General features: G+C 64.1%; 16 protein-coding genes. 8 read left to right on the top strand and 8 right to left on the bottom strand.

Going from position 1 to position 20,979, the window contains the following annotated elements:
• Window positions 1-216: 216 nt before the first annotated feature.
• Both ACWEO2_RS28830 and ACWEO2_RS28825 read left to right on the top strand, forming a co-directional pair.
• Window positions 217-2,478 carry a hypothetical protein gene (locus tag ACWEO2_RS28830; protein WP_452408191.1) on the top strand — a complete coding sequence of 754 codons (2,262 nt, stop codon included), beginning with the start codon at window positions 217-219 and terminating at the stop codon, window positions 2,476-2,478.
• 388 nt (window positions 2,479-2,866) lie between these two features.
• The gene (locus tag ACWEO2_RS28825) at window positions 2,867-4,195 is read left to right on the top strand and encodes a serine hydrolase domain-containing protein (RefSeq protein ID WP_452408292.1); all 1,329 of its coding nucleotides are present in this window, start codon (window positions 2,867-2,869) and stop codon (window positions 4,193-4,195) included.
• A 25-nt stretch (window positions 4,196-4,220) separates the two neighbouring features.
• Here ACWEO2_RS28825 and ACWEO2_RS28820 read toward each other — a convergent pair whose 3' ends face one another.
• Window positions 4,221-5,972, bottom strand: coding sequence for a BTAD domain-containing putative transcriptional regulator (locus ACWEO2_RS28820; protein WP_452408190.1), 1,752 nt, complete (start codon window positions 5,970-5,972; stop codon window positions 4,221-4,223).
• Window positions 5,973-6,135: 163 nt separating this feature from the next.
• On the bottom strand, window positions 6,136-6,564 hold the full coding sequence (locus ACWEO2_RS28815; protein ID WP_452408189.1) for an acyl carrier protein: 429 nt from the start codon (window positions 6,562-6,564) through the stop codon (window positions 6,136-6,138).
• Window positions 6,565-6,754: 190 nt separating this feature from the next.
• Here ACWEO2_RS28815 and ACWEO2_RS28810 point away from each other — a divergent pair, with 190 nt between their 5' ends.
• Window positions 6,755-7,654, top strand: coding sequence for a phosphotransferase family protein (locus ACWEO2_RS28810; RefSeq protein ID WP_452408188.1), 900 nt, complete (start codon window positions 6,755-6,757; stop codon window positions 7,652-7,654).
• Window positions 7,655-7,819: 165 nt separating this feature from the next.
• On the top strand, window positions 7,820-9,427 hold the full coding sequence (locus ACWEO2_RS28805) for a peptide ABC transporter substrate-binding protein (RefSeq protein ID WP_452408187.1): 1,608 nt from the start codon (window positions 7,820-7,822) through the stop codon (window positions 9,425-9,427).
• A 104-nt stretch (window positions 9,428-9,531) separates the two neighbouring features.
• Here the strand turns inward: ACWEO2_RS28805 and ACWEO2_RS28800 are convergent, their stop codons facing one another.
• A complete protein-coding gene (locus tag ACWEO2_RS28800) occupies window positions 9,532-10,740 on the bottom strand; it encodes a cytochrome P450 family protein (RefSeq protein WP_452408186.1) in 1,209 nt (402 codons plus the stop codon).
• A gap of 464 nt (window positions 10,741-11,204) precedes the next feature.
• Window positions 11,205-11,660 (bottom strand): ester cyclase, encoded by a 456-nt coding sequence (locus ACWEO2_RS28795; RefSeq protein ID WP_452408185.1) that lies wholly within the window; start codon window positions 11,658-11,660, stop codon window positions 11,205-11,207.
• Between the two features lie 365 nt (window positions 11,661-12,025).
• Here ACWEO2_RS28795 and ACWEO2_RS28790 point away from each other — a divergent pair, with 365 nt between their 5' ends.
• Entirely contained in the window at window positions 12,026-13,222 is a 1,197-nt protein-coding gene (locus ACWEO2_RS28790) for a glycosyltransferase (protein WP_452408184.1), read from the top strand.
• 59 nt (window positions 13,223-13,281) lie between these two features.
• Here ACWEO2_RS28790 and ACWEO2_RS28785 read toward each other — a convergent pair whose 3' ends face one another.
• Window positions 13,282-13,683, bottom strand: a complete 402-nt coding sequence (locus tag ACWEO2_RS28785; RefSeq protein WP_354958170.1) for a PPOX class F420-dependent oxidoreductase — start codon at window positions 13,681-13,683, stop codon at window positions 13,282-13,284.
• A gap of 225 nt (window positions 13,684-13,908) precedes the next feature.
• Entirely contained in the window at window positions 13,909-14,250 is a 342-nt protein-coding gene (locus ACWEO2_RS28780; RefSeq protein ID WP_354958169.1) for a cupin domain-containing protein, read from the bottom strand.
• A gap of 79 nt (window positions 14,251-14,329) precedes the next feature.
• On the opposite strand from ACWEO2_RS28780, the gene ACWEO2_RS28775 reads away from it, so the two are divergent.
• Window positions 14,330-15,739 carry an aminotransferase-like domain-containing protein gene (locus tag ACWEO2_RS28775; RefSeq protein ID WP_452408183.1) on the top strand — a complete coding sequence of 470 codons (1,410 nt, stop codon included), beginning with the start codon at window positions 14,330-14,332 and terminating at the stop codon, window positions 15,737-15,739.
• Window positions 15,740-15,754: 15 nt separating this feature from the next.
• Here ACWEO2_RS28775 and ACWEO2_RS28770 read toward each other — a convergent pair whose 3' ends face one another.
• Together ACWEO2_RS28770 and ACWEO2_RS28765 are read right to left on the bottom strand one after the other, a co-directional pair.
• The gene (locus ACWEO2_RS28770; RefSeq protein ID WP_452408182.1) at window positions 15,755-18,808 is read right to left on the bottom strand and encodes a BTAD domain-containing putative transcriptional regulator; all 3,054 of its coding nucleotides are present in this window, start codon (window positions 18,806-18,808) and stop codon (window positions 15,755-15,757) included.
• A 51-nt stretch (window positions 18,809-18,859) separates the two neighbouring features.
• Window positions 18,860-19,057, bottom strand: coding sequence for a hypothetical protein (locus ACWEO2_RS28765; RefSeq protein ID WP_452408181.1), 198 nt, complete (start codon window positions 19,055-19,057; stop codon window positions 18,860-18,862).
• 127 nt (window positions 19,058-19,184) lie between these two features.
• Between ACWEO2_RS28765 and ACWEO2_RS28760 the strand changes: the two genes are divergently transcribed.
• On the top strand, window positions 19,185-19,580 hold the full coding sequence (locus ACWEO2_RS28760) for an ankyrin repeat domain-containing protein (protein ID WP_354958163.1): 396 nt from the start codon (window positions 19,185-19,187) through the stop codon (window positions 19,578-19,580).
• A gap of 69 nt (window positions 19,581-19,649) precedes the next feature.
• Window positions 19,650-20,954, top strand: a complete 1,305-nt coding sequence (locus ACWEO2_RS28755) for a glycosyltransferase 87 family protein (RefSeq protein ID WP_452408180.1) — start codon at window positions 19,650-19,652, stop codon at window positions 20,952-20,954.
• Window positions 20,955-20,979 lie beyond the last annotated feature (25 nt).

The following is a 20,979-nucleotide window of genomic DNA, read 5'->3' as shown; positions in this document are numbered from 1 at the left end:
GGATACACGTAACGAGCATCCGCCGTCCTTTTGGTTCCGAGTGTTTGTTTGGAGTGAGGCTCCACTCGGCCGAGCTCGTCCCGCCCCCTTAGGCTTGCTCCCTCGGGTCGAGGCCGGTGCATGGGGTAGCGCGGAAGGTAAAGGTGTCGGTGCTCCCTCGTATGGTCGATGCGTCGGGCAGTAGGCCCGGGGAGTGGTGCACCGAGGAGGGGTGACGTGGCCGGTACTCTCGTCTACAGGCTTCGGGTCGAACATATCTATCAGCGGCGCTTCGACTCAGCCGATCTCGCTGTGGCGCTGCAGTTCAGCCATTGGTACATCATCACTCGGCGACCCGCCACGAAGATCGTCAAGGGATCGGTTCGGATCGATGATCAAATTCTCACGGCCGACTTCAGTACTCGCACCATGGATGGTGTGGCGCGGGTCGGTACCAGCGGGTCGGACTTCCAACGACTGGGTGGGCTTCGAGATTTTCGCCTCTATGCTGAAGGAGCGTACTTCTCGATGTATGTCGGAGACCGACTCATTCATGGTGATGCGTGGGCGTTGGCATCACTACTGTCCGGAGCGGAGTCCGACCTCGCTGGCCAAGAGGTCATGTATATCGGCCAGGCATTCGGTGAGGACGGGAGCACCAACGCCTGGCAGCGCACTCAGAATCACAAGAAGCTGCAACGAATCTATGAGGACCACGTAGACAGCGATTACGAAATATTCGTGGCACCACTCACTTTCGAGGAAGGCATGTGGACAGGTGATGACCATATCGACGATGCGGAGGAGGGGCCCAGCCTCGAGGCATACCTCGAGACGTTCTGTACGTCCGAGGGCAATCCGATCACCAGTACGGTAGTCAACCTCATCGAACACAGCCTCATCTCGTACTTCGTGCCGCCTTATAACGAGAAGTTGACGGAGTGGCGTGCGGGTGACCCAACCCTTGCCATGCGCGCCATGCGGTCCGCTGGGTTTCGTCTGCTGCAGGTCGTTCTGGATGGTTGGGGAGGGTTGGCCAGGTTCTATTCCGCGCAGTCTCCGGACCGTCTACGCAGTCATGTGATCTCGCAGGACATTCCGCCCGAGCCTCGCCTCCCGGTACTGCGTGGCATATCCGCGCCGAAGTTGAGCGACTGGCGGCTCGATGCGAATCGAGTACGCGAGGGGCAGGCGATGTTCACGGCAATGACGGAGAATTCCGACGCCGTTCTGAGCGTATTCGGTGACAAGGCGCCGCCAGTCCGCCGGCCTCCCGCCGTACATCTCACCACTAAACACGCCGAGGACAGTGATTGCTGGCAATGCAGCAATGCTGACCTGCATCGATTGATTCGGGAGTGGATCGGTTCGACACGAGAGGCGGAACGCCAGGCGGACGAGGCCTGGGTTTACGACGGCGTACAAACCTACGACCCAGCCACCGGAGCAATCATTGTCGGCGAGACCCTCGATGGGGATCCTGTGCCGTTGAAATGGCGATTGAATGATCCCGCTACAGGAGCGGTCTATTCCTCACTGGTGATCGGCGACCAAGCGATGGGGAAGTCCAGCTTTCTGCGCTTGGTCATGGCCCAGGCACTACAGTCTGGGTGCTTCTTTGTGTTTCCGTCCGATGCTTCCGGTCGAAACGGATTCGACGTGACGTGGCAGCCTTTGTATGACGAAGGGTATGTGGCCATCGGGCTCGAAGCCACAATGAATAGTCTGGAGATAGCCGGACGATTAATTGAATCTCGAAGAGCCAAAGGTAGCTATACGCCCTGCCAGGACGAGCCGGCAATCTTCGTTGCAGTCGACGATGCTGACACCCTTCTGCAGGACCAGCATGGCGCAGTAGCCGTCACGAACATCTTGGCCACCGGTGCCGATGTAGGTGTGGGATTGTTACTGGCCGTCTCGGATATCACGGGATTGGAATCGAACACACAGCTCCTGCAGAGTCTGGTCCGGCAGACGGAACTGTGCGCGATGATGCCGAATGGCAGGTGGGTTATGGCCGACCTCAGAGCCCGATACATGCGGCACCGGCAGACTACCGATGTGAATTCGGTCGTCGTGTTTCGTGGCCCAACTGGCTCGGCCGTCGGGATCGTCTCGTCGGTGACGAATCCGGCAGCCACACTTGATGAGGCCAAGGACTGGGCAATACAGAAGCTGGCCGCACGCAGTATCGTCACCAGCGACTGGCAGCCGCCTAGCAGTCTGTCCGCGACATGGCACGCCTATGTTCCAGGTTCGATGAGCCGTTGGGAACTGCGTCTGCACGCCGACTCATGGGCGCTCATCAGAATTCTCTCGAGTGCCCCGCTCATGGACGGACCAGAGATACTGCAATGGGCATCCGAAGTTATCTCCTTCCGGCTCGACGACGAGCCCTTACACTGGCAGATCGGACCGTCGGCTGTTGACGGCGACGTTCGGGCGTACTACGCCGAAATCGTCGATGGCGGAACTGACCAGGGGCTGGGCGCTGGGTAAGGTAGCGGGTCTAATACCAGTTGCTTAACCTGCGTACTTTGCCGCGCGAATCTGTCGACCGATGTCAGGAAGTCGAAGGTGGCTAAGTGGCAACACCTTTGCCGGTTCGAACGCCAAGCGCCACAAAGTCACTGGTGATGGGCACCTCGTGCTTCGCCGCAGTGAACACAGTGCTGTTCGGCCATTGATTGGTCGATCGCGGGCGACTGGGTCGATGACGGCGACGGCGCTCGCCTCCCTGGAGCGCCGACCTGGTTTCCAACGACGTAATGCGGACCGACCGGTGGGGGCGTTTGGGGTGCGGCATTCCTGCCCGAGGCGGTGTGGTGTGGGGTTATGGTGGTGCGCGCTGCATAGCCACGTTCCAGCAAACCTTGGGCGGAGAGTTATGGGACATCGGATGGGTATTGCTGCGTGTGTTGCGGCTGCGGGGCTGTTGATTGTGATGGGCTGTGGGACTTCGACGGATTCCGGTGGGAGCTCTGGGAGTACGCATTCGACTGTCTCGGGAGGGGTGCATGCTGAGCCCGCGTATGTCGCCGGTCTCAGATCGGCGATAGCGACGGTGATGAAGGACAACGTTATTCCGGGGGCGGTGGTGGTTGTCAGGTCGGGGAAGCAAGGGGATTGGGGCGAGGCGTTCGGTAGTCGGAGTGTCGAAGCGCGTGAGCCGATGTCGGTCGGTGACTACTTCCGGGTGGGCAGTAATACCAAGACCATGACGTCGACGGTGATTCTGCGGTTGGTGCAGGAGGGCAAGCTCGCGCTCGATGATCCCATTGACAAATACTGGCCGGGGGTGCCGAACGGTGATCGGATCACTATTGCGCAGCTCTCCGAAATGCGAAGTGGTCTATACAGTTACACGTTCGATCCGCAGTTCAATGCCACCCTCGACAGCGATTCGCAGAAGGTTTGGAGGCCGGAAGAGTTGCTGGCGATCGCGTTCGCGCATCCGGTCAACTTCCAGCCCGGGGAGAAGTTCGAGTACAGCAATACCAATACGATCTTGCTCGGGCTGGTCATCGAGAAGGTCACGAAAATGACTGCTGCCGAGAGTTTTCGGCAGCATATCTTCGAACCGCTCGGGCTGAAGCACATGTTGCTGCCCGCGGTAGCGGACTCCTCGATTCCGGATCCGCACCCGCAGGGCTATTCCTTCGGCACCAATGTCTCCACCATCGAAACATTCGCACTTCCCGCCGCGGAACAAGCCGCGGCGGTCGCAGGCACCCTGAAACCGAACAATGAGACGAACGCGAGCCCGTCATGGGCGTGGACCGCTGGCGGCGCGATCTCGACGGCCGAAGATTTGGCCACCTATGTGAAGGCGCTCGTCGGCGGCGGACTGCTGGACGCGAAGATGCAGAAGACTCGGCTGGACAGTATTCAGCCGATCGATCCCGCCGACCCGGAGAATGCCGGATACGGCCTGGGCATTGCGCGATTCGGTCCGCACCTCATCGGTCACGACGGTCAGATTCCGGGATTCATGACGTTCATGGGCCACGACTCGGTGTCGGATCTCACGATCGCGATCTGCACCAACCTCGCGACGGTACCGTCGGGTGAGGGGTCGGCGCTGGTACTGCTGAAAGCGATGCTGCCGGTCTTCTACGGTGCCGATGCCGTGCCAGGGCGAGATCCGGCCACGGCGACTACGAGTACGACGGCGCCGCCGAGCAGTTCCGCGGAAACGACAACTTCCGGTCGGTGACGACTACCTCGACACAAGTCGTGGATCAGGCCAGGATGGCTTCGGGCGGATCGGCGACAAGTGCCTGGGTGGCCAATTGTTTGGCGTACAGGCGATGGATTTCGAGCATCGTGTAGTGGGGGTGGCTGGTGTTGGGGGAGGGGACCACGGAGATCAAGTGGGCGGCGAGTAGTTCGTCGAGGGCGGATAGGTCGGTACCGGTGGGGAGGGCTACCGAGTTGAAGAGTTCGCGGGGGGTTAGGACGGTGCCCAGGTGGTGGTAGACGGCGGCGGTGGTGGGGGTTAAGCGGTCTACCGTTGCCGCGAGGCTGCGGCGGATGTCGTAAGGGCCGTAGGTGAATTCGTTGAGGCGTTGTTCTTCGTCGGACATTCGGCCGAGTTGTTCGACGATGGTCCAGTGGGGGCGGGCGGTCAGGCGGGCGGCGACGGCTCGCAGCGCCAGGGGGATGCCGGAGCAGCAGCGGGTCAGGGCGCTGACGGCCCATTCCTCGGCCCGGACACGGTCTGGGCCGAGGACGGCTTCCAGAACCTCGATGCTTTCGCTCATGGATAGTTCGTTCAGTACTACGCGATGAATGTTGGGTGGGCTCAGCGAGATTCGGCTGGTGACGAGGGTCGCGCTCTGCGGGCCGACCGGGAGTAAGGGGGTGAGTTGCGTGTCGGTGGCGGCGTCGTCGAGGACCACCAGCATGCGCCGTTCGGATAGGGCGGCCAGGTAGCGAGCGCGACGGGCAGCGAGATCGGTTGGGATGTACGTGATTTCGAGCTGATGGAGTAGCTGTTCGAGCACGTCCGACGAGGCGGCGGGGGTGGTGGTACCGCCCAGATCCACGTGCAGCACGCCGTCGGGGAAGCGGTCACGCAGTAGGTTCGTCAGGTGATCCGCCAAGGCGGACTTGCCGATTCCCGGGCTGCCGGTGATCAGAACCGCGGAAGCGCTCCGCTCTGCGAGTGTTCGTTGGATGCACGCGATTTCGGTGGTACGGCCGCGAAAAGCGTTCGCAGGAAGAGTTGGTGCGGCATGACGGGTCGAAATCGGCATCACCACAGCGGTATTGGGCTCCTGCCTACCCAGCAGCAGTTCGTGCAGTTCGCGCAGCCGTGGGCCGGGATCGACGCCGAGTTCGGCGGCGAAGCGGCGTCGCATGCGGTCGTAGTGCGAAAGTGCCTCTGCGCCGCGGTTATCCAGATAGTAGGCGGTCAGTAGGCGCTGGTGTAGATCATCGGCGAGCGGACTCTCCAACAGCGCCTTGCGTAGTTCGGCGGCCACCACTTTCAGCTGGCCGAGGCGCAGACTGGCATCCGCCCATTCGACGAGCGCCTCGTGGCGGAGCTGGCGCAGGCTTTCCCGGAAGCGCAGGGCCCAATCACTGTCCAGCCCGGCCAGCGGTTCCCCGCGCCAGCTGGCGAGGGCCGATGCCAGCAGGTCGGCGCGATCGGGATGGTTGGCATCCATTGCCCGACATCGGTTCAGCAGTCGGCGGAATTCGAAAAGATCTATCCGGTTGGGATCGACGTCGAGGCGATAGCCACCGACGGTGCGGCCGATCGCCGCCGTTTCCTCGGAATGTGCGGTTGCCGTGCGCAATATCCGGCGCAGCCGCGTCATATAGGTGTACACCGAATGCCGGACGGTGTCCGGTGGATCATCCCACACCCGGTCCACCAGGGCTTCGGTCGAGATCGGGCGTTCCGGCTCCGCGAGCATTGCCGCGATAATGCCGCGCTGTTTGGACGGACCCAGATCGATGGTCTTGCCATCTACCACGAGCTCCACGGACCCCAATAGTCTGAATTCGATCATTTCCTCCACCGAGACCGAGAAATCAGATCCGTGAACACTGCCGTTCATTTCGAGTGCGCAGCGTAACACGCATCACCTCGGTCCGCAGTGGGCCGAATGGCAACGGGCCGCCCCCGCCACGGCCCGTTACCCGTATTCAGAGTTCGGCACCCACCGCCACCGACTCGGCCTGGCCTCTTTCTTGTGCCGCGAGCCGATGCCCCAGATCGATCAGATTGCCGACAGTTGCCAACTCGAGCACCTGATCACTGCGCAGCGGGCGGGTCAGCGAATCACTGTCGAACTGCGGCAACACTCGCTCGAGATGGGCCAACCCCATCTCGCTGACCACCTCGCCACCGAACTCATCGTCGGGAATATCTCCCCGCAACAGCGCGGCTACATCGTCGCCGGAGATCTCGACTCCGGAATCCCGGTGCATGCGGAACCACATATCCAGCAGGTCGATCGATTCGGCGCCGAGATCGCCGATCAGCGTCGACTCTGGATGAATTCGGATCTTTTCCAGGCCGATCGCGTCCGCGACGGACGTGATGACCACGGCCGTAAGATCTTCGGCTCTCATGGGTCGACTCTGGCTCCTGCACCTAGGCGCGGACCTCGAGCAGACCTCGAGCCGATCCAAACAGCCTGTTCGCCGAGCCGGTCGCTCGCATGGCAACTCCAGGGCAACATTTCGATCGGTGCGGTAGGCCTCGGATCAGATTGATTGTTAATCAACATAATTCGTGGGATCCAACCGCTACCATTGGGCTATGACCGCGATGCGGCGGGGCAATGGGACGGGACCGATTCTTCGGGCCGCCTGCGTGAGCGCTGGAATCAATGCCGCGGGTGCGCAACTGGGTCGAGTCAGCGAAGAGGTCGACTACCGGTTGCCCGACGGCGTGGTGGTGCGGATCGGCACGCCGGGACAAGAGGGCGCGGCCAGACGTGCGGTCGATGTCGCCCGGTGGTTGACATCCGCCGGAGTCCCGGTGATGCGGGCCGTTGCCAATATTCGGCAGCCGGTGGTGGTGGACAGACGCGCGGTGACCTTCTGGCATGCGCTGCCGCAACACCGCGCGGGCACACCCACGGAGGTGGCCGCGGCGCTGACGCGGCTGCACGGACTTTCGCCGCCGACCGATCTGGAGTTCGGGCAGGTGGCGCCCTTTGTCGGGCTCGATGAACGCATTGCGGCGGCACACACCATGAGTGCCGACGATAGGTCCTGGTTGCGTGGGCATTTGGCGGAACTGCGCGGGCGGTGGGCGGCATTGCCGACCGGGCGGCCCTGGTGTGTTGTCCATGGCGCCGCATGGAGCGGCAATGTCGTTGTCGCCGAGGATGGCAGCGTTATCTTGCTCGATCCGGGGCAGTTGTCGATCGGTCCGCCGGAATGGGATCTGGTGCACGCGGCGATCGAGTGTGCGTCGTTCGGCTGGATCACCGACGAGCAGTACGCGCAGTATTGCCGTGGCTACGGCAGCGATGTGATGCGCTGGGACGGCTACTACCTATTGCGCGATATTCGGGAGTTCCGGATGGCGACGATGGCGGCGCAGGCGGCCGCCGCGAATTCCGCCTACCGGGAGCAGGCGGAACTGCGGTTGGCCTGTGTCCGTGGCGATGTCGGTCCACGGCCGTGGAGCGGCTGGACGGCGCTGGTATAACCGGCGGCGACATCATGGCCGAGGTTGTCGCATTGCCCACCGTGCTCCGGCTCGGTGAAGCCCTGGCAATCGCGAAATCATCGGGTGATCGGTGGATTTCGGGACAACGCCGGTTCGAATGGCTACTGTCCAAAGGCATTCCAAAGTGGAACATGGGAGAATGCGTTGAGATTCAACAGAGCGATAGCGTTGACCGCGGCGGTACTGCTGGCCACAAGCCTCGGACTGGCCGCATGCTCATCGAGTGACAGTGCCGATGCCGGTATCGTCACCACCAATGGCGGTGAGCCGCAGAACCCGCTGGTGCCGACCAATACCAATGAGAATATGGGCGGCCGGGTCGTGGACCGGCTGTTCGCGGGGCTGAAGTACTACGACGCGAACGGTATCGCGCACGACGAGATGGCCGAGTCGATCAAGACCTCCGACCGCAAGACCTACACGATCACCATCAAACCGGATTGGAAATTCTCCGACGGTACCTCGGTGACGGCGAAGTCGTTCGTCGATGCCTGGAACTACGGCGCCCTCGGCACCAATGCGCAGTTGCAGAGCTATGTGTTCGCACCCGTCATCGGCTTCGACGAGGTGTCGGCGGAAAAGCCGACGGCGCAGACCATGTCGGGTCTGAAGGTGGTCGACGACCGGACCTTTACGGTGGCGTTGAAGCAGCCGTCCATCGATTTCGAGACCGAGTTGGGCTTCACGCCGTTCTATCCGCTGCCCGAGGCCGCGTTCAAGGATATGAAGGCGTTCGGTGAGAACCCGATCGGCAATGGTCCGTACCAGTTCGCGCGCCCGGGCGCGTGGGAGCACAACGTCAAGATCGATCTGGTGCCCAATCCGTACTACAAGGGCGGACGCCCGCCGAAGAACAAGGGCCTGCGCTTCGTGATGTACCAGTCTTATGACACGGCGTACTCGGATCTGCAGGCGGGCAATCTCGATACCCTCGATATCGTGCCCGATAGCGCCATGTCGACCTATAAGAAGGATCTGGGCGACCGCGCGATCACCAAGCCGATCGCCTATAAACAGGCCGTCGGCATCCAGACCAATGTTGCGCACTTCGGCGGCGAGGAGGGACTGCTCCGGCGCCGGGCGCTGTCGATGGCGATCAATCGGGAACAGATCTGCGAGAACATCTTCCACGGCATCCGTAAGCCCGCCCGCGATTTCACCGCACGCACCCTGCCCGGATTCGATGAAAACCTGCCCGGCGTCGAGGTTTTGAACTACAACCCGGAACAGGCCAAGAAGCTGTGGGCACAGGCCGATGCCATTTCGCCGTGGTCGGGTCGCTACGAGATCGCCTACAACTCCGACGGCGGCCACCAGGGCTGGGTCGAGGCCGTGGCCAATAGCGTGAAGAATGTACTCGGCATCGATGCGGTCGGTGTGCCCTATCCGACCTTCAAGAACATTCGCGATCTGATCAACGCCAAGACGATCGGTAAGGCGTTCCGGTACGGCTGGCAAGGTGATTACCCGACCATGCTGCAATTCCTGACCTCGCAGTACTACAGCTTCTCCGAGACCAATAACGTCAACTACAACAACCCCGAATTCGACCATCTGCTCGACGCCGCGCTCGCCGCGCCGACGCTGGCGGAGTCGTACAAAATCGTGGGGCAGGCACAGGCGTTGCTGCTGAAAGATATGGCCGATATTCCGCTGTTCGACTACGTGGCCGCGGCCGGTCGATCCGAGAAGGTGAAGAAGGCCGATCTCGCGTGGAACGGCCTGTTCGACTTCGAGGGCATCGAGAAGTAGTTCCGAACCGACCTGCGGCGGGTGCGCGGCGAAAGTGCGCCCGCCGCATCGGTTTTCAGCCTTGTTCATGGAATCTGCATCGGCGACACCGGCGACTCCCGGCGCTACCCGCGGGGTTCGAGGAACACCGGTAAGGCGAGTGGCCCGCAGGTGATGAATTGCGGACTGTAGGGAATAGCGGCGGGGTCGCAGGCCAAGCGCAAGCGCGGGAACCGGTTGAATAAGGCCGACAATGCCGTACGGGCCTCCAGTCTGGCCAGCGGTGCACCGAGACAGAAGTGCGGTCCCCGGCCGAACGCCAGCTGGTCTCGGTGATCGTGGTCTATGTCGAAGTTGTCCGCGCTCGGGTAATGACCCAGATCCCGGCCGACGCCGCCGTACCATCCCACAATGGCCCCCGCGGGAATATCGACGCCGTCGATCGTGACATCCCGCAGCGCGTACCGGTTGAACATGTTGCCCACCGGGGAGCGGAAACGCAGCATTTCTTCGACGACATCCTCCCACCGGTCCTCGGCCCGGGCCTTGGCCAGCTGCTCGGGGTGGGTACACAGTGTGACTATCGCATTGCCGAGCAGATGCACCGAGGTCTCATGTCCGGCCATGATGACCAGCCACAACATGTCGACCACTTCCTTGGCGGTCAAACCGTTGTCGGCATTGGCTTGCAGCAGGGCAGAGGTCAGATCGTCGCCGGGACGTCGGCGCTTACTGTTCAGCAACTCGGTGAGGTAGCCGATCATGGCACCCATCGCGGCGTGAATCTCCTCGCCGGTGCGCAGATGCGACATGATCGTGGCCGCCCAGCTCCGGAATTGCCGTTGATCGACTGTCGGTACCCCGAACAGCTCGCAGATGACCCGCACGGGAAACGGCATGGTGACGTTGGCGAGGAGGTCGACCTCGGCAGTGGGATCGGGAATGTCATCGATGAGTTCGGTGATGATTTGCCGGATCCGAGGTTCGAGGGTGGCGACCCTGGCCGGAGTGAACGCCTGGCCGATCGTCTTTCGCAGCCTCCGATGATCGGCGCCGTCGAGGTTGAGCATGTGATCGATGTCGGTAAAGGCCCGCATCGGCCAGTCCGCCGGAATCGTACCGTCGTGCAGCGCCGGGCAGTTTCGCGCATTCTTGCTGAACAATATGCCGTCACCGGCGAGAATTTCACTGACCGCCTGGTAGCTCACCGCGACCCAGGCCGCGACATTGCCGGCCAATTCGATCGGAACGACCGGACCGCGCCGACGGATTCGATCGAACGTCTGGAACACTGGCTCGCCGGCGGTCGGCAGCTGAATGACGGACTCGTTCATAGTGTCTCCCACAGTGTGATCGGTCATGCGAAACCCGGCCGTGTGTGCCCGGCCAGTGTCGCGTGCGGCCGCTCATCGGACCGTGGGAACCGTGATCCGTTGCCTCGCAACGAAACTTTGACGCCACCTCGCCGAAGTTCGGGCAGCTTTCCGAATCCCTCGCGCCGGCCGGTCACTCGACGTGCGCCGTCCCGACCGCATCGGCCTGCGCTCACCCGCGGCCGGTGCCGAACGAAGCTGCAAGCGGAACTGATATTTCGTTCGGCCGACGTCGGGCACAGGTCGCTTCGACGGTGTCGGCGCCGCCGATGCGTTCCCGATCGCCGACGAATTCGTCGACCGCCACATCTGCCGCCCGCTGTGGCACCGCCACTCGCCAGGCTGTGCACACCGGGGTAGGCACGGGGCATGCCGCCATGGCCATACGTCGTGCCGCACGTGTGTGTGACCGGAACCAGACGCGCTCAGCGATGTCGGATATCCGCTGTACCAGCTTCGTCGGCGGAGGTCGTCCTGTGTTCGCCCTGCCCGATTTGCCTCATCAACGCGTCCATATCGGAGAGGTCCCAGACCTCGGCGAACTTGCCGTCTTCGAGGCGATAAAGAGTGAACTCGGAAATAGTCACCCGACGACCGGTTGCCTCAATTCCATGGAAAGTCCCCCGGTGGGTGCCGGTTACGGTGAAGTGCGCCGCTATATAGTCGCCGTCTACCAGGAGGTTCCGCATCTCCCAATGCCAGTCCGGAAATGCGGCGAAGAGATCCGAGAATTGCGCCGCAACGGCGGCTGGATCCATAGGGACATCATTGACCTTGATAGGCGATGTATAAAATGACGCCATTCGATCGGAATCGTGCTCGTTACAGCGTTCGAGATAAGACAGGTACAGGGATCGGTGTTCGTCGCGCTGTGTCACCATGCGTTATCACCGCCTCACGTGGCCGACTCGCTTACCTTCGCAGACATCTTAGTACTTCAGCAGCCATTTAATATCCTGACCGACATTTCGGTATCAGCAATAGCGGGCGATATCCCAGCTGGTTCGGACCATTTCCGCCCCGCAATCGATACAGCGGTCACAAGGTCGTACGGCGGGTACCGCCAACCTTGGGGGCGCGGGGTCAACTGCGGTAACAGTTAGCCGGACGCGGGGGCTGAGGTGCTCACGACCGCCAGGTTTGCTACGAGCACGGTGCCACCATCACCGGTGGGGACACTTTGATCGCCGGACTTCCTATGGCCGACTACGGTCCACGCCGGAACATGCGAAAAAGGAGTGACGGCGTGCAGGTGCTTTTGTCGGCGAGCGGGACACGCGGCGATATCGAGCCGGCCTTGGGGCTCGCGCTGGGGCTGCAGGAGCTCGGAGCCCAGGTGCGGGTGTGCGCGCCACCGAACTTCGAGAGGCGCTTCACTGAGCTGGGCGTGCCGCTGGTGCCGTTGGGGCCCCCGATACCGGGTTCGGATGGTGCAAAAGCCTCGATGGCGGATATGTTGGACTACGTAGACAAGTGGCCCGCAGCTCAGTTCGACACGATCCCCGCAGCAGCCGCAAGATGCGATGCGGTAATAGCAACCGGCATTACGGAACTCGCCGCCCGGTCGGCCGCTGAGAAACTGGGAATCCACTACCAGTACGCGAGCTACCAGCCGACCAGCCTGCCCTCGCCGCATCATCCGCCGATGCCGCGGATGCCAGGCGAGCGGCCCGCGCCGGAGGCGATTGGCAACCAACTGCTGTGGGAGATCGACGCCCAGGGGTGGAACGCGCAGTTCGGCGAGGCGCTGGATATCGGCCGGGCGGCCCTCGGGCTGCCACCAGTGGGCAATGTGCGCGACCATGTCGTCACCGACCGCCCGTGGTTGGCAGCGGACCCGGTTCTGGGGCCATGGCCAGAATCACCCGGTCTGGATGTCGTACAGACCGGTGCCTGGATCGTTCCCGACGAACGCCCTCTCCCCGCCGAGTTGGAGGCGTTCTTGGATGCGGGTTCACCCCCGGTGTATATCGGCTTCGGCAGCATGCGGGTACACAACGGCATCGCCCGGGTCGCGATCGAAGCGGTCCGCGCGCACAACCGCCGTGTGCTCCTCTCTCGTGGCTGGGCCGAGTTGGCCTTGATCGACGACCTCGCCGACTGCATGGCCGTTGGCGAGGTCAACCATCAGGCGCTTTTCACCCAGGTCGCGGCCGTCATCCACCACGGCGGTGCGGGCACGACAACGACCGCCGCCCGAGCCGGCGTGCCTCAAGTGGTAGTACCCCAGATGACGGACCAGGCATACTGGGCGCGCCGAGTGGCCGATCTCGGCATCGGCACGGCGTGTGCGGACGCCGATCCCGATCAAGCGTCATTGTCCGCCGCTCTCGACATGGCATTGACGTCCACCGCCCGAGCGCGTGCGAGCGAGGTGGCCGGCATGATCCGCGCTGATGGGGCAACGGTGGCAGCGAAGTTGCTGATCGACGCGATCAGATAGGCACACTGGGGCGCCAAGGGGCGCGCCCGTGAGTCTGTTGGACTTACGGGCACGACCACCTAGTTGTTGGGCGTGCGACTGGTGAAATCGAAGGAGCCGCCGTCGATGCCCCAGGAGATGATCCGTTCGGGGTGGATCCGAATGATCGAGCGCTCCTGGGGAGGGAACGGCGGCTCCTGGTCGTCGAGCGCCTCGGCCGTGCCGCGCACCTCGATGCCGCGAATCACATACGGCTCCAACGAGACCTGCTGGTCGACGACGAACGACACCCGACTGCCCGCCTCGACATTGCGGTACTTACGGCTGCTGTGCATGCGCATACCGCCGATGTCGATGGTGCCGTCGGCATTCACCCGATAGCTGGTCGGGTTGTTCTGTACAACGCCGTCGGGCGATACCGTCGCCAGCCGACCGATCCCGGCCTCCGCGAGGAACTGCTGCTCATTCGTAGTGAAAGTCACCGATGAAGCGTAGCGGGATGCCTCGGCAGCGACCCCGCAATCCTCCCCGGCTGTGTGCCCGTCCTATGAAACCTGCACGGTCGATGCCGCTCCGGGCCAGATACTGATCGCCTACCACGCCGAGCCGGGGGCGGTGTCTGAACGCGCACTTGCCCTGCTCGCCGTGATCGCCGCGGGTGCGGTCCCGAATCCGCTTCCGTACCGGTCGATTTCGAGAGATAGGCCTCAGTTGCCGTACTGCTTCGTCTCGGGCCGCTCGACCAGCACGACATGCGCCGGTGTGTCCGCCACCGGACGATGCCGAATTCCCTTGGGCACCACGTAGATATCACCGGCGCCGAGGCTCACCGGTTGCTGTCCTTCGAGTTCGATGCGGAAGGTGCCGTCCCAGCAGAGGAACAGTTCGTCCTCGTCGTGGTGGTGCCATGGGAACGCACCCTCGAGGCGGGCGGCCTTGACAACGGTGTCGTTGACCCGTGCCAGCAGGGATTGTTGAAAGGGGCCGGGCAGTGCCGCGATGGCGCGATCGATGGAGACCGCCTGCGTGGTGATCGTTTCTTCGGTCATGGGAACGATCCTCGGCGGGGCCGGTGCGCGCGGACAGGGCCAATCCGGCAGAATTGGTTTGGAGATGGAGCCAATTGCTGTGACGGAGCGACTCGGCCGCTGGTCGTCGGGTCGCGGACCGCTCTATGTGCTGCTCGCAGCCCGGCTGCGGCAGTTGATCGACGACGGTGAGCTGCCGCCGGGCGCCGCGCTGCCGCCGGACCGGGTATTCGCCGCGCAACTCGCCGTGGGACGGAGCACGGTGGTCGCGGCCTATGACCTGCTGGAGTCGGAGGGGCGCATTGCCCGGCGCCGGGGGAGCGGCACCCGGGTCGCCGGTGTGGCGACGGTGGCCACACCGGAAACGACCGGTGCGCCCATGTTCCTGCATCTGCTCGAGCCGCGACCCGATGTCATATCGCTGGCCTGCGCCGCGCCGGAGTGCCCACCGCCGGAGGTGGCCGAGGCGTATGCGCGGATCCTGCCCGAATTGTCCTCGACCACAGCCGATATCGGCTACTACCCGGGCGGCCATCCGGCCCTGCGCGCGGCCATTGCCGAGCGCTATCTGCGACAGGGTGTGCCGACGCGGCCGGACGAGGTACTGGTGACCAATGGCGGTCAGCAGGCGTTATCACTGCTCGCCCGCGCATTCCTGCGGCCCGGTGATCGCGTGCTATTGGAAACCCCAACGTACCCAGGCGCTTTGGAGGCATTTCGCGAGGCGGGTGCGCTGCTGCATCCGCTGCCGCTCGGGCTCGACGGATTCGAAGCGGCCGCGCGCATGCATCGGTCCGCACTCGCCTATGTGACGCCGACCTTTCAGAACCCGACGGGCGCAGTACTTTCCGCGCTGGTGCGGCGACGGCTGGTGGAAGTGGCCGCTGCCGTGGATGTTCCGCTGATCGCCGATGAAATCGTGGCCGATCTCGGTTTTCCCGGGGTCGACCTGCCGCAGCCGCTGGCCGCCGATGCCGCAACCGTCATTACGATCGGTTCACTGAGCAAAAACATCTGGGGTGGGTTGCGCATCGGTTGGGTGCGTGCGTCGGCGGCGACCATTGCCCGGCTGACCCGCCTGCGGGCGGTGCACGACCTCGGCGGCAATCTCCCGGCTCAGCTGGCCGCCGCCCACCTGGTGCCGCGGATCGATACCCTGTGCGCGGCCCGGGCCGCGCAACGCGAGTCGTGTCATGATCTCGTGCTGGCCGCCCTGTCCCGGAAATTGCCAGACTGGTCCGCGACGCCGGTGCGCGGCGGTCAGACCCTGTGGATTCGCCTGCCGTACGGCGACGGAAGTTCCTTCGCGCAAACCGCGCTACGGCATGGTGTCGCGGTACTGGCTGGCAGTGGCCTCGACGTGTCGGGGCGCAGCGACGACCATGTCCGCATCCACTTCCGGCATCCACCGCAGACGCTCACCGAGGCGATCGACCGCCTCGCCACCGCATGGCACGCCTACCACCCGCCCAGCCGGGCCACCGCGGCGCCACCGGCTCTGGCGGTATAGCGGATGTCCCGAGTTCTACGCCTTCTGCTGGGCGGTAGTGGCGTGGGCGAGTAGGAATTCGACTGCGGCGGTGGGAGTCAGGGCGGCTGTGCTGTCGAAGGCCACCGAGAACGCCTCGGGTCCGAGTGCCGCACCGGCTCGTTCGGCCGGTGCGACGAGATTGTCGTAGCCACGCCGATCCGCGGTGCCGAGCATGGCGGCCGCGGCACCCAGCAGGTGGGCCGCGGTGGTCGGCTCGTCGCGCACTGTCAGCGCGGCATACAGGTGGGCGAACATCGCCAGATCCGGTGGTTGCGCACCGCTCGCGGATTCGCCAGCGCTGATCGAACTCTTGACTGCCGCGTCGAGCACCCGCCGTGCCGCCGTCGGATCGTCGTCCAGAACGGCAATGAGCGCCCGGAAACCGGCACTGCGAGCCCGAACTCGGGTGCCGAAGGCGGTGCGCGCGAGACCGGTCTCGGCGCGATCCAGTTCGTGCAGCGCGGCTTTCCGATCCCCGCTGCGCAACAGATACTCTGCGGACGCGAGCCGCACATAGACGGCGGTGCCAGGTTCGCCAGCCGCCCGCATATGCTGACGAGCCCGTGCGAGTGCTGCGTCGGCGCGGTCGAGTTCGCCGAGCCGTGCCAGCGCAATGGCCAATTCGGCGCAGACGGCCGCCGCATCGCCCGGGCTGCCGAGCTCTTCGAAGGCCTCGGCGGCACGGGTGAGCGCGGTGACCGCCTGTGCCAGATCACCGTGCACCATGTGGTCATCGGCGATCGATTGCAGCGTTGTCGACAGTCCGAAACGGTCACCGACCGCCTCGAACTCCGATCTCGCGGTGGTCAATTGATCGATGTTCGAAGCGCTGAGCAAGAGCGCCATGCCATGTTCCCAACCGGTGAGCGCTGGCCATTTCGAGGCCGAAAGACCAGCCCCTTCAAGGAATGCGGGCGCGACCAGCAGTACCGTCCGGGCGGGACCGGTGGGCAGATCTGTTGAACCCCTCGCGATTTCCAGGCCCGCTGTCACTGCCCGCATGCCGTCCTCGATCGACCCGGCCTCGTATCGCGACAATCCGTCGAGCACACCGTGCAACGCCCGCAGCTCATCCGGCAGCCCGCTGCCGATCTCGAGCACCGCTCGCGTCCAACGGAGCCGTTCGCTGTGGATCCCGCGCAACGTCCAGTACCAGAACATCGCCGCGATCAAGCGGATACCGAGTTCGGCATCACCGGTATCGACCGCGAATCGCAGTGCGGCGGAAATATTGTCGCGCTCGGCATCGAGCCGGGCGAGCGCGCCGAGCTGCTGTGCGGTGCGCAGCTCGGCCTCCGCGGATTCGGTGACGCGCAGGAAGTGGCGTGCGTGCCGCTCGCGGACCTCCGGCGCACGCCCGGATTCCGCCAAACGTTCCAGCGCATAGGACCGGATGGTCTCGAGCATCCGGTACCGCTCACCGCTGCGCTCCACCAGCGATTTGTCCACCAGATCGGTGAGCAGATCGAGATCATCGAGGGCGTCGAGGGTCCCACCCGCCGGGAATACCGCCAGCCACATGGCCAGTTCCTGTTCGGGTTGCGATAGTGGCGCCCAACTCCATTCGATGACCGCACGCAGTGTCCGATGTCTGGCCTGTGCGGTCCGGCTGCCCCGACCGAGCAGTGTGAACCGGTCATCCAGCTTCGCCACGATCTGGCCGACCGATAGTGCCCGCAGCCGAGCCGCCGCCAATTCGATCGCCAGCGGCAGTCCGTCGAGCCGTCGGCAGATCTCGATCACGGCCAGCGCGGTACTCGCGTCCAGCGTGAAATCGGGGCGCACCGCCCGCGCGCGTTCGACGAAAAGGCGTACCGCCGGAAAGCTTTCGGCATCGGCCACCTCCTCGGGCCAGGGCAGGGGCCGGATCTGGTGGATATGTTCGCCATCGATGGCGAGTGGTTCCCGGCTGGTGGCCAGCACCCGCAGCTCATGACACCCGCCCAGCAGCCGGTCAACGAGTGCGGCAACCGCCTCGACCAGATGTTCGCAGTTGTCCAGGATCAGCAGGACACGTTGTTGCGCAAGGTATTCCGTCAGCCGGTCGATGGGCTCGCCCGTCGACGGATCGAGCAGTCCGACCTCGCGCACCCCGATCGTGGTGAGCATTGCGGAGGCGACCTGTTCCGGATCGGTCACCGCGGCGAGTTCGACCAACCAGACCGCATCGTCGGCCCGCTCGGCCACCTCGACGGCGAGCCGGGTCTTGCCAGCGCCACCGGGCCCGACAATGGAGATCAGGCGAGCGGTGTTCAGTCGCTCGGTCAGGTCGGCCACATCGTCTTCGCGCCCGACGAAACTCGTTATCTGCGCACGCAAGTTGGTGCGGCGGCGGGCTGTCGAAGGTTCCTGTCGCAATATCGACAGGTGTAGTTCGGTCAGCTCGGGGGAGGGATCGATGCCGAGTTCGTCACCGAGACGATCCCTGGTGCGTTCATAGGCGGCCAGTGCGTCGGCCTGCCGACCCGCCGCGTACAGGGCGCGGATCAACAGCCCCTGGATGCGCTCGGTCAGCGGATGCGCCTCGGCCAGTACGCGCAGTTCGTCGAGGACATCGTTACCCGCGGCGACCTCCAGCCCGAGCCGGTGTTCGGCCGCGTCGAGTCGCAGCTCGTCCAGCCGCACCGCCGCATCGGCGGCGAACCGCAACTCCAGCAGGTCGGTCAGCGCCGGACCACGCCACAACGCCTCGGTCTCGCGCAATGCGGCCAGCTCGCTCGACTCCCGCCCCGCCGCGGTCAGCCGTTCGAATCGAACGACATCCACATCGAGGGGGTCGATGACCAGCCGATAGCCCGGCGCCCGCCCCTCGACGCGCGCCGTACCGATCGCACGCCGAACCCGAGACGCCAGGGCCTGCAAGGCGTTTGCGCCATTGTCCGGTGGGTGTCCATCCCAGATCGCGTCGGCGAGCACATCGGCGGGGACCACTCGGCCTGGTTCCATGGCGAGCCGGGCCAGCAATGCGCGCACTTTGACTCCGGCGATCCGAATCGGTCGGTCGTCATCATCGCGGACCTCGAACGGACCCAGCAGCAAAACACGCACGGCGATAAGCCTGCCGTATCGGCAAGGAGTGTCGGATCTCTGGTGGGGCGGCTAACGACTGTGCGGCAGGATGCCGAGCGTCACAGCCAGTCCGGCGGCAATACATGCGGCTGCGGCCGCGGTCGTCGAGAGGGATCGGGTGATGGTCGCGATGCCAGCCACGAAAATCAGGCAGGTGATCGAGGCAAGCAGCGCTGTTCCGCGATCGACACCGGCGGAGCGGTGCAGTCGCTTACGCGTTGCTGTCATTATGGGGGAGTACCCGATCCTCGAGTTATCAAACTGTTATCGACAGCGACCGCCCATGTTCAGACCGGTGCGCACATTCGGCCGCACCTACCGGCGATGACCGATCTCAGGTGGTAGTACTGGGCAGATGAGCGCTGACGACATGGATCCGGAACTGCTCGAACTCGCCACCAAGATCTTCGATCTGGCGCGCCATGGCAATGCCGAGCAGCTCACGGCCTACTTGGACGCCGGTGTCCCAGTGAACCTCACCAATGACCATGGCGACAGCCTGCTCATGCTGGCCGCCTACCACGGTCAGCAGGACGCGGTGCGGGTGCTGCTCGCGCGCGACGCCGACCCGAATCGGGCCAATGACAAAGGGCAGACGCCGCTGGCGGGCGCGGTCTTCAAGGGCGAGGTCGAGATCCTGCGTGCGCTGCTCGCCGCGGGCGCCGATCCGGATGCCGGAAGCCCGTCCGCGCGTGCTGCGGCCGCCATGTTCGGCAAGAACGATCTGCTGAGTCTGTTCGAGACGTCCTGAGCCACCGAATTGGCACTGGCTGGAACGCCGATTCGGACGCGTTCGCGCGGGTCGGTATAGTCGCCGCGGATGAGTAATGTCACCACCCGAGATAGGTCCAAGCCCGTGAACCGACGATTCGGGCGCGTGGTGTGGCTAGTGCCGGTGTTGCTCATTGCCTTCGCCACGTGGTGCCTGACCGAACCGCTGTGGCCCTTCCATCGGATCACCGGCGGTTTCATCGACCTGCAGGTATACCGGCTCGGCATCGAGGCGCTACGTGACGGCGCGGATATGTACGGCCAGCTGCCACAGACCACCATTGGCATCGGCCTGCCGTTCATCTACCCGCCGTTCGCCGCACTGGTGCTGAGCCCCTTCGCGCTGCTGCCCTGGGATGCCGCGGCCTTCACCTTCTTCATCTCCTCGACGCTCGCGCTGGCCGTCACGCTGTATCTGGTCGCGCGGCGGCGCTGGCCCGAACACAGTGGGCTGCGGCTGGCGCTGCTGGCCACCTCATGTGCGACGCCGCTGGCCATGCTGTTGGAGCCGATCCGTTCGACGCTGGACTTCGGTCAGGTCAACCTGCTGCTGATGGTGCTGGTCGCCGCCGACGCACTGACCGAGAAGCCGAAGTGGCGGCGCGGCATGCTGGTCGGCGTTGCGGCTGCGATCAAGCTGACTCCGGCTGCGTTCGTGCTGTACTTCCTGGTGCGCCGGGACTATCGCGCGGCGGTGACGGCCGCCGTCACCGGTGCGGTGGCGACGGCGCTCAGCTTCGCGGTGCTGCCCAAGGAATCGGCCACCTACTGGTTCGGTGGACTCGGCAACGTCTCGGGATTGAGCGGCTCGTCGTTCCACACCAACCAGTCGATTCAGGCCGTGCTGGCCCGGTTCGGCGTGGAGAAGCCGCTGTTCACCGTGCTCTGGCTGGTGCTGAGTGCGGCGCTGCTCGTCCTGGTGGTCGCGGCCATGCGACAGGCGGAACAGGCGCCCGCGCTCGCGCTGGGGATCAATGCGGTCTTCACCTTGCTGGTATCGCCGATCTCCTGGTCGCATCACTGGGTGATGATCGCGCCCGCGCTGTTCGGGATGGTCTGTTATGCGACCACGGTGCCGCGGGGTCGGGCGATCGGGTGGTATGTGGCCATCGTGGTGACCGCGGCGGCATTCGTCTACGGGCCGCAGAACTGGATGCCCGGCGATAATCGACGCGAATTGTCGTGGACGCCTTGGCAACACCTGTGGGGCAACACCTACGTGTGGTTGAGCGTACTGCTGGTTGTGGTGTTCCTCGTGGGCAGTAGGCGTGCGAAGTCGCTTGCAGCCGCCGCGGATTCGGTGCCAAAGGATGGCGATCTCGTCGATCTGGCAGGTCCTCGACCCGCCGCCTGACTCCCACGCGCCATCCGTTGACAGT

The sequence above is a fragment of the Nocardia sp. NPDC004278 genome (genome assembly GCF_053602975.1).
Note: the sequence above shows the minus strand (reverse complement) of the source record. Positions and strands in the feature narration are given on the sequence as shown.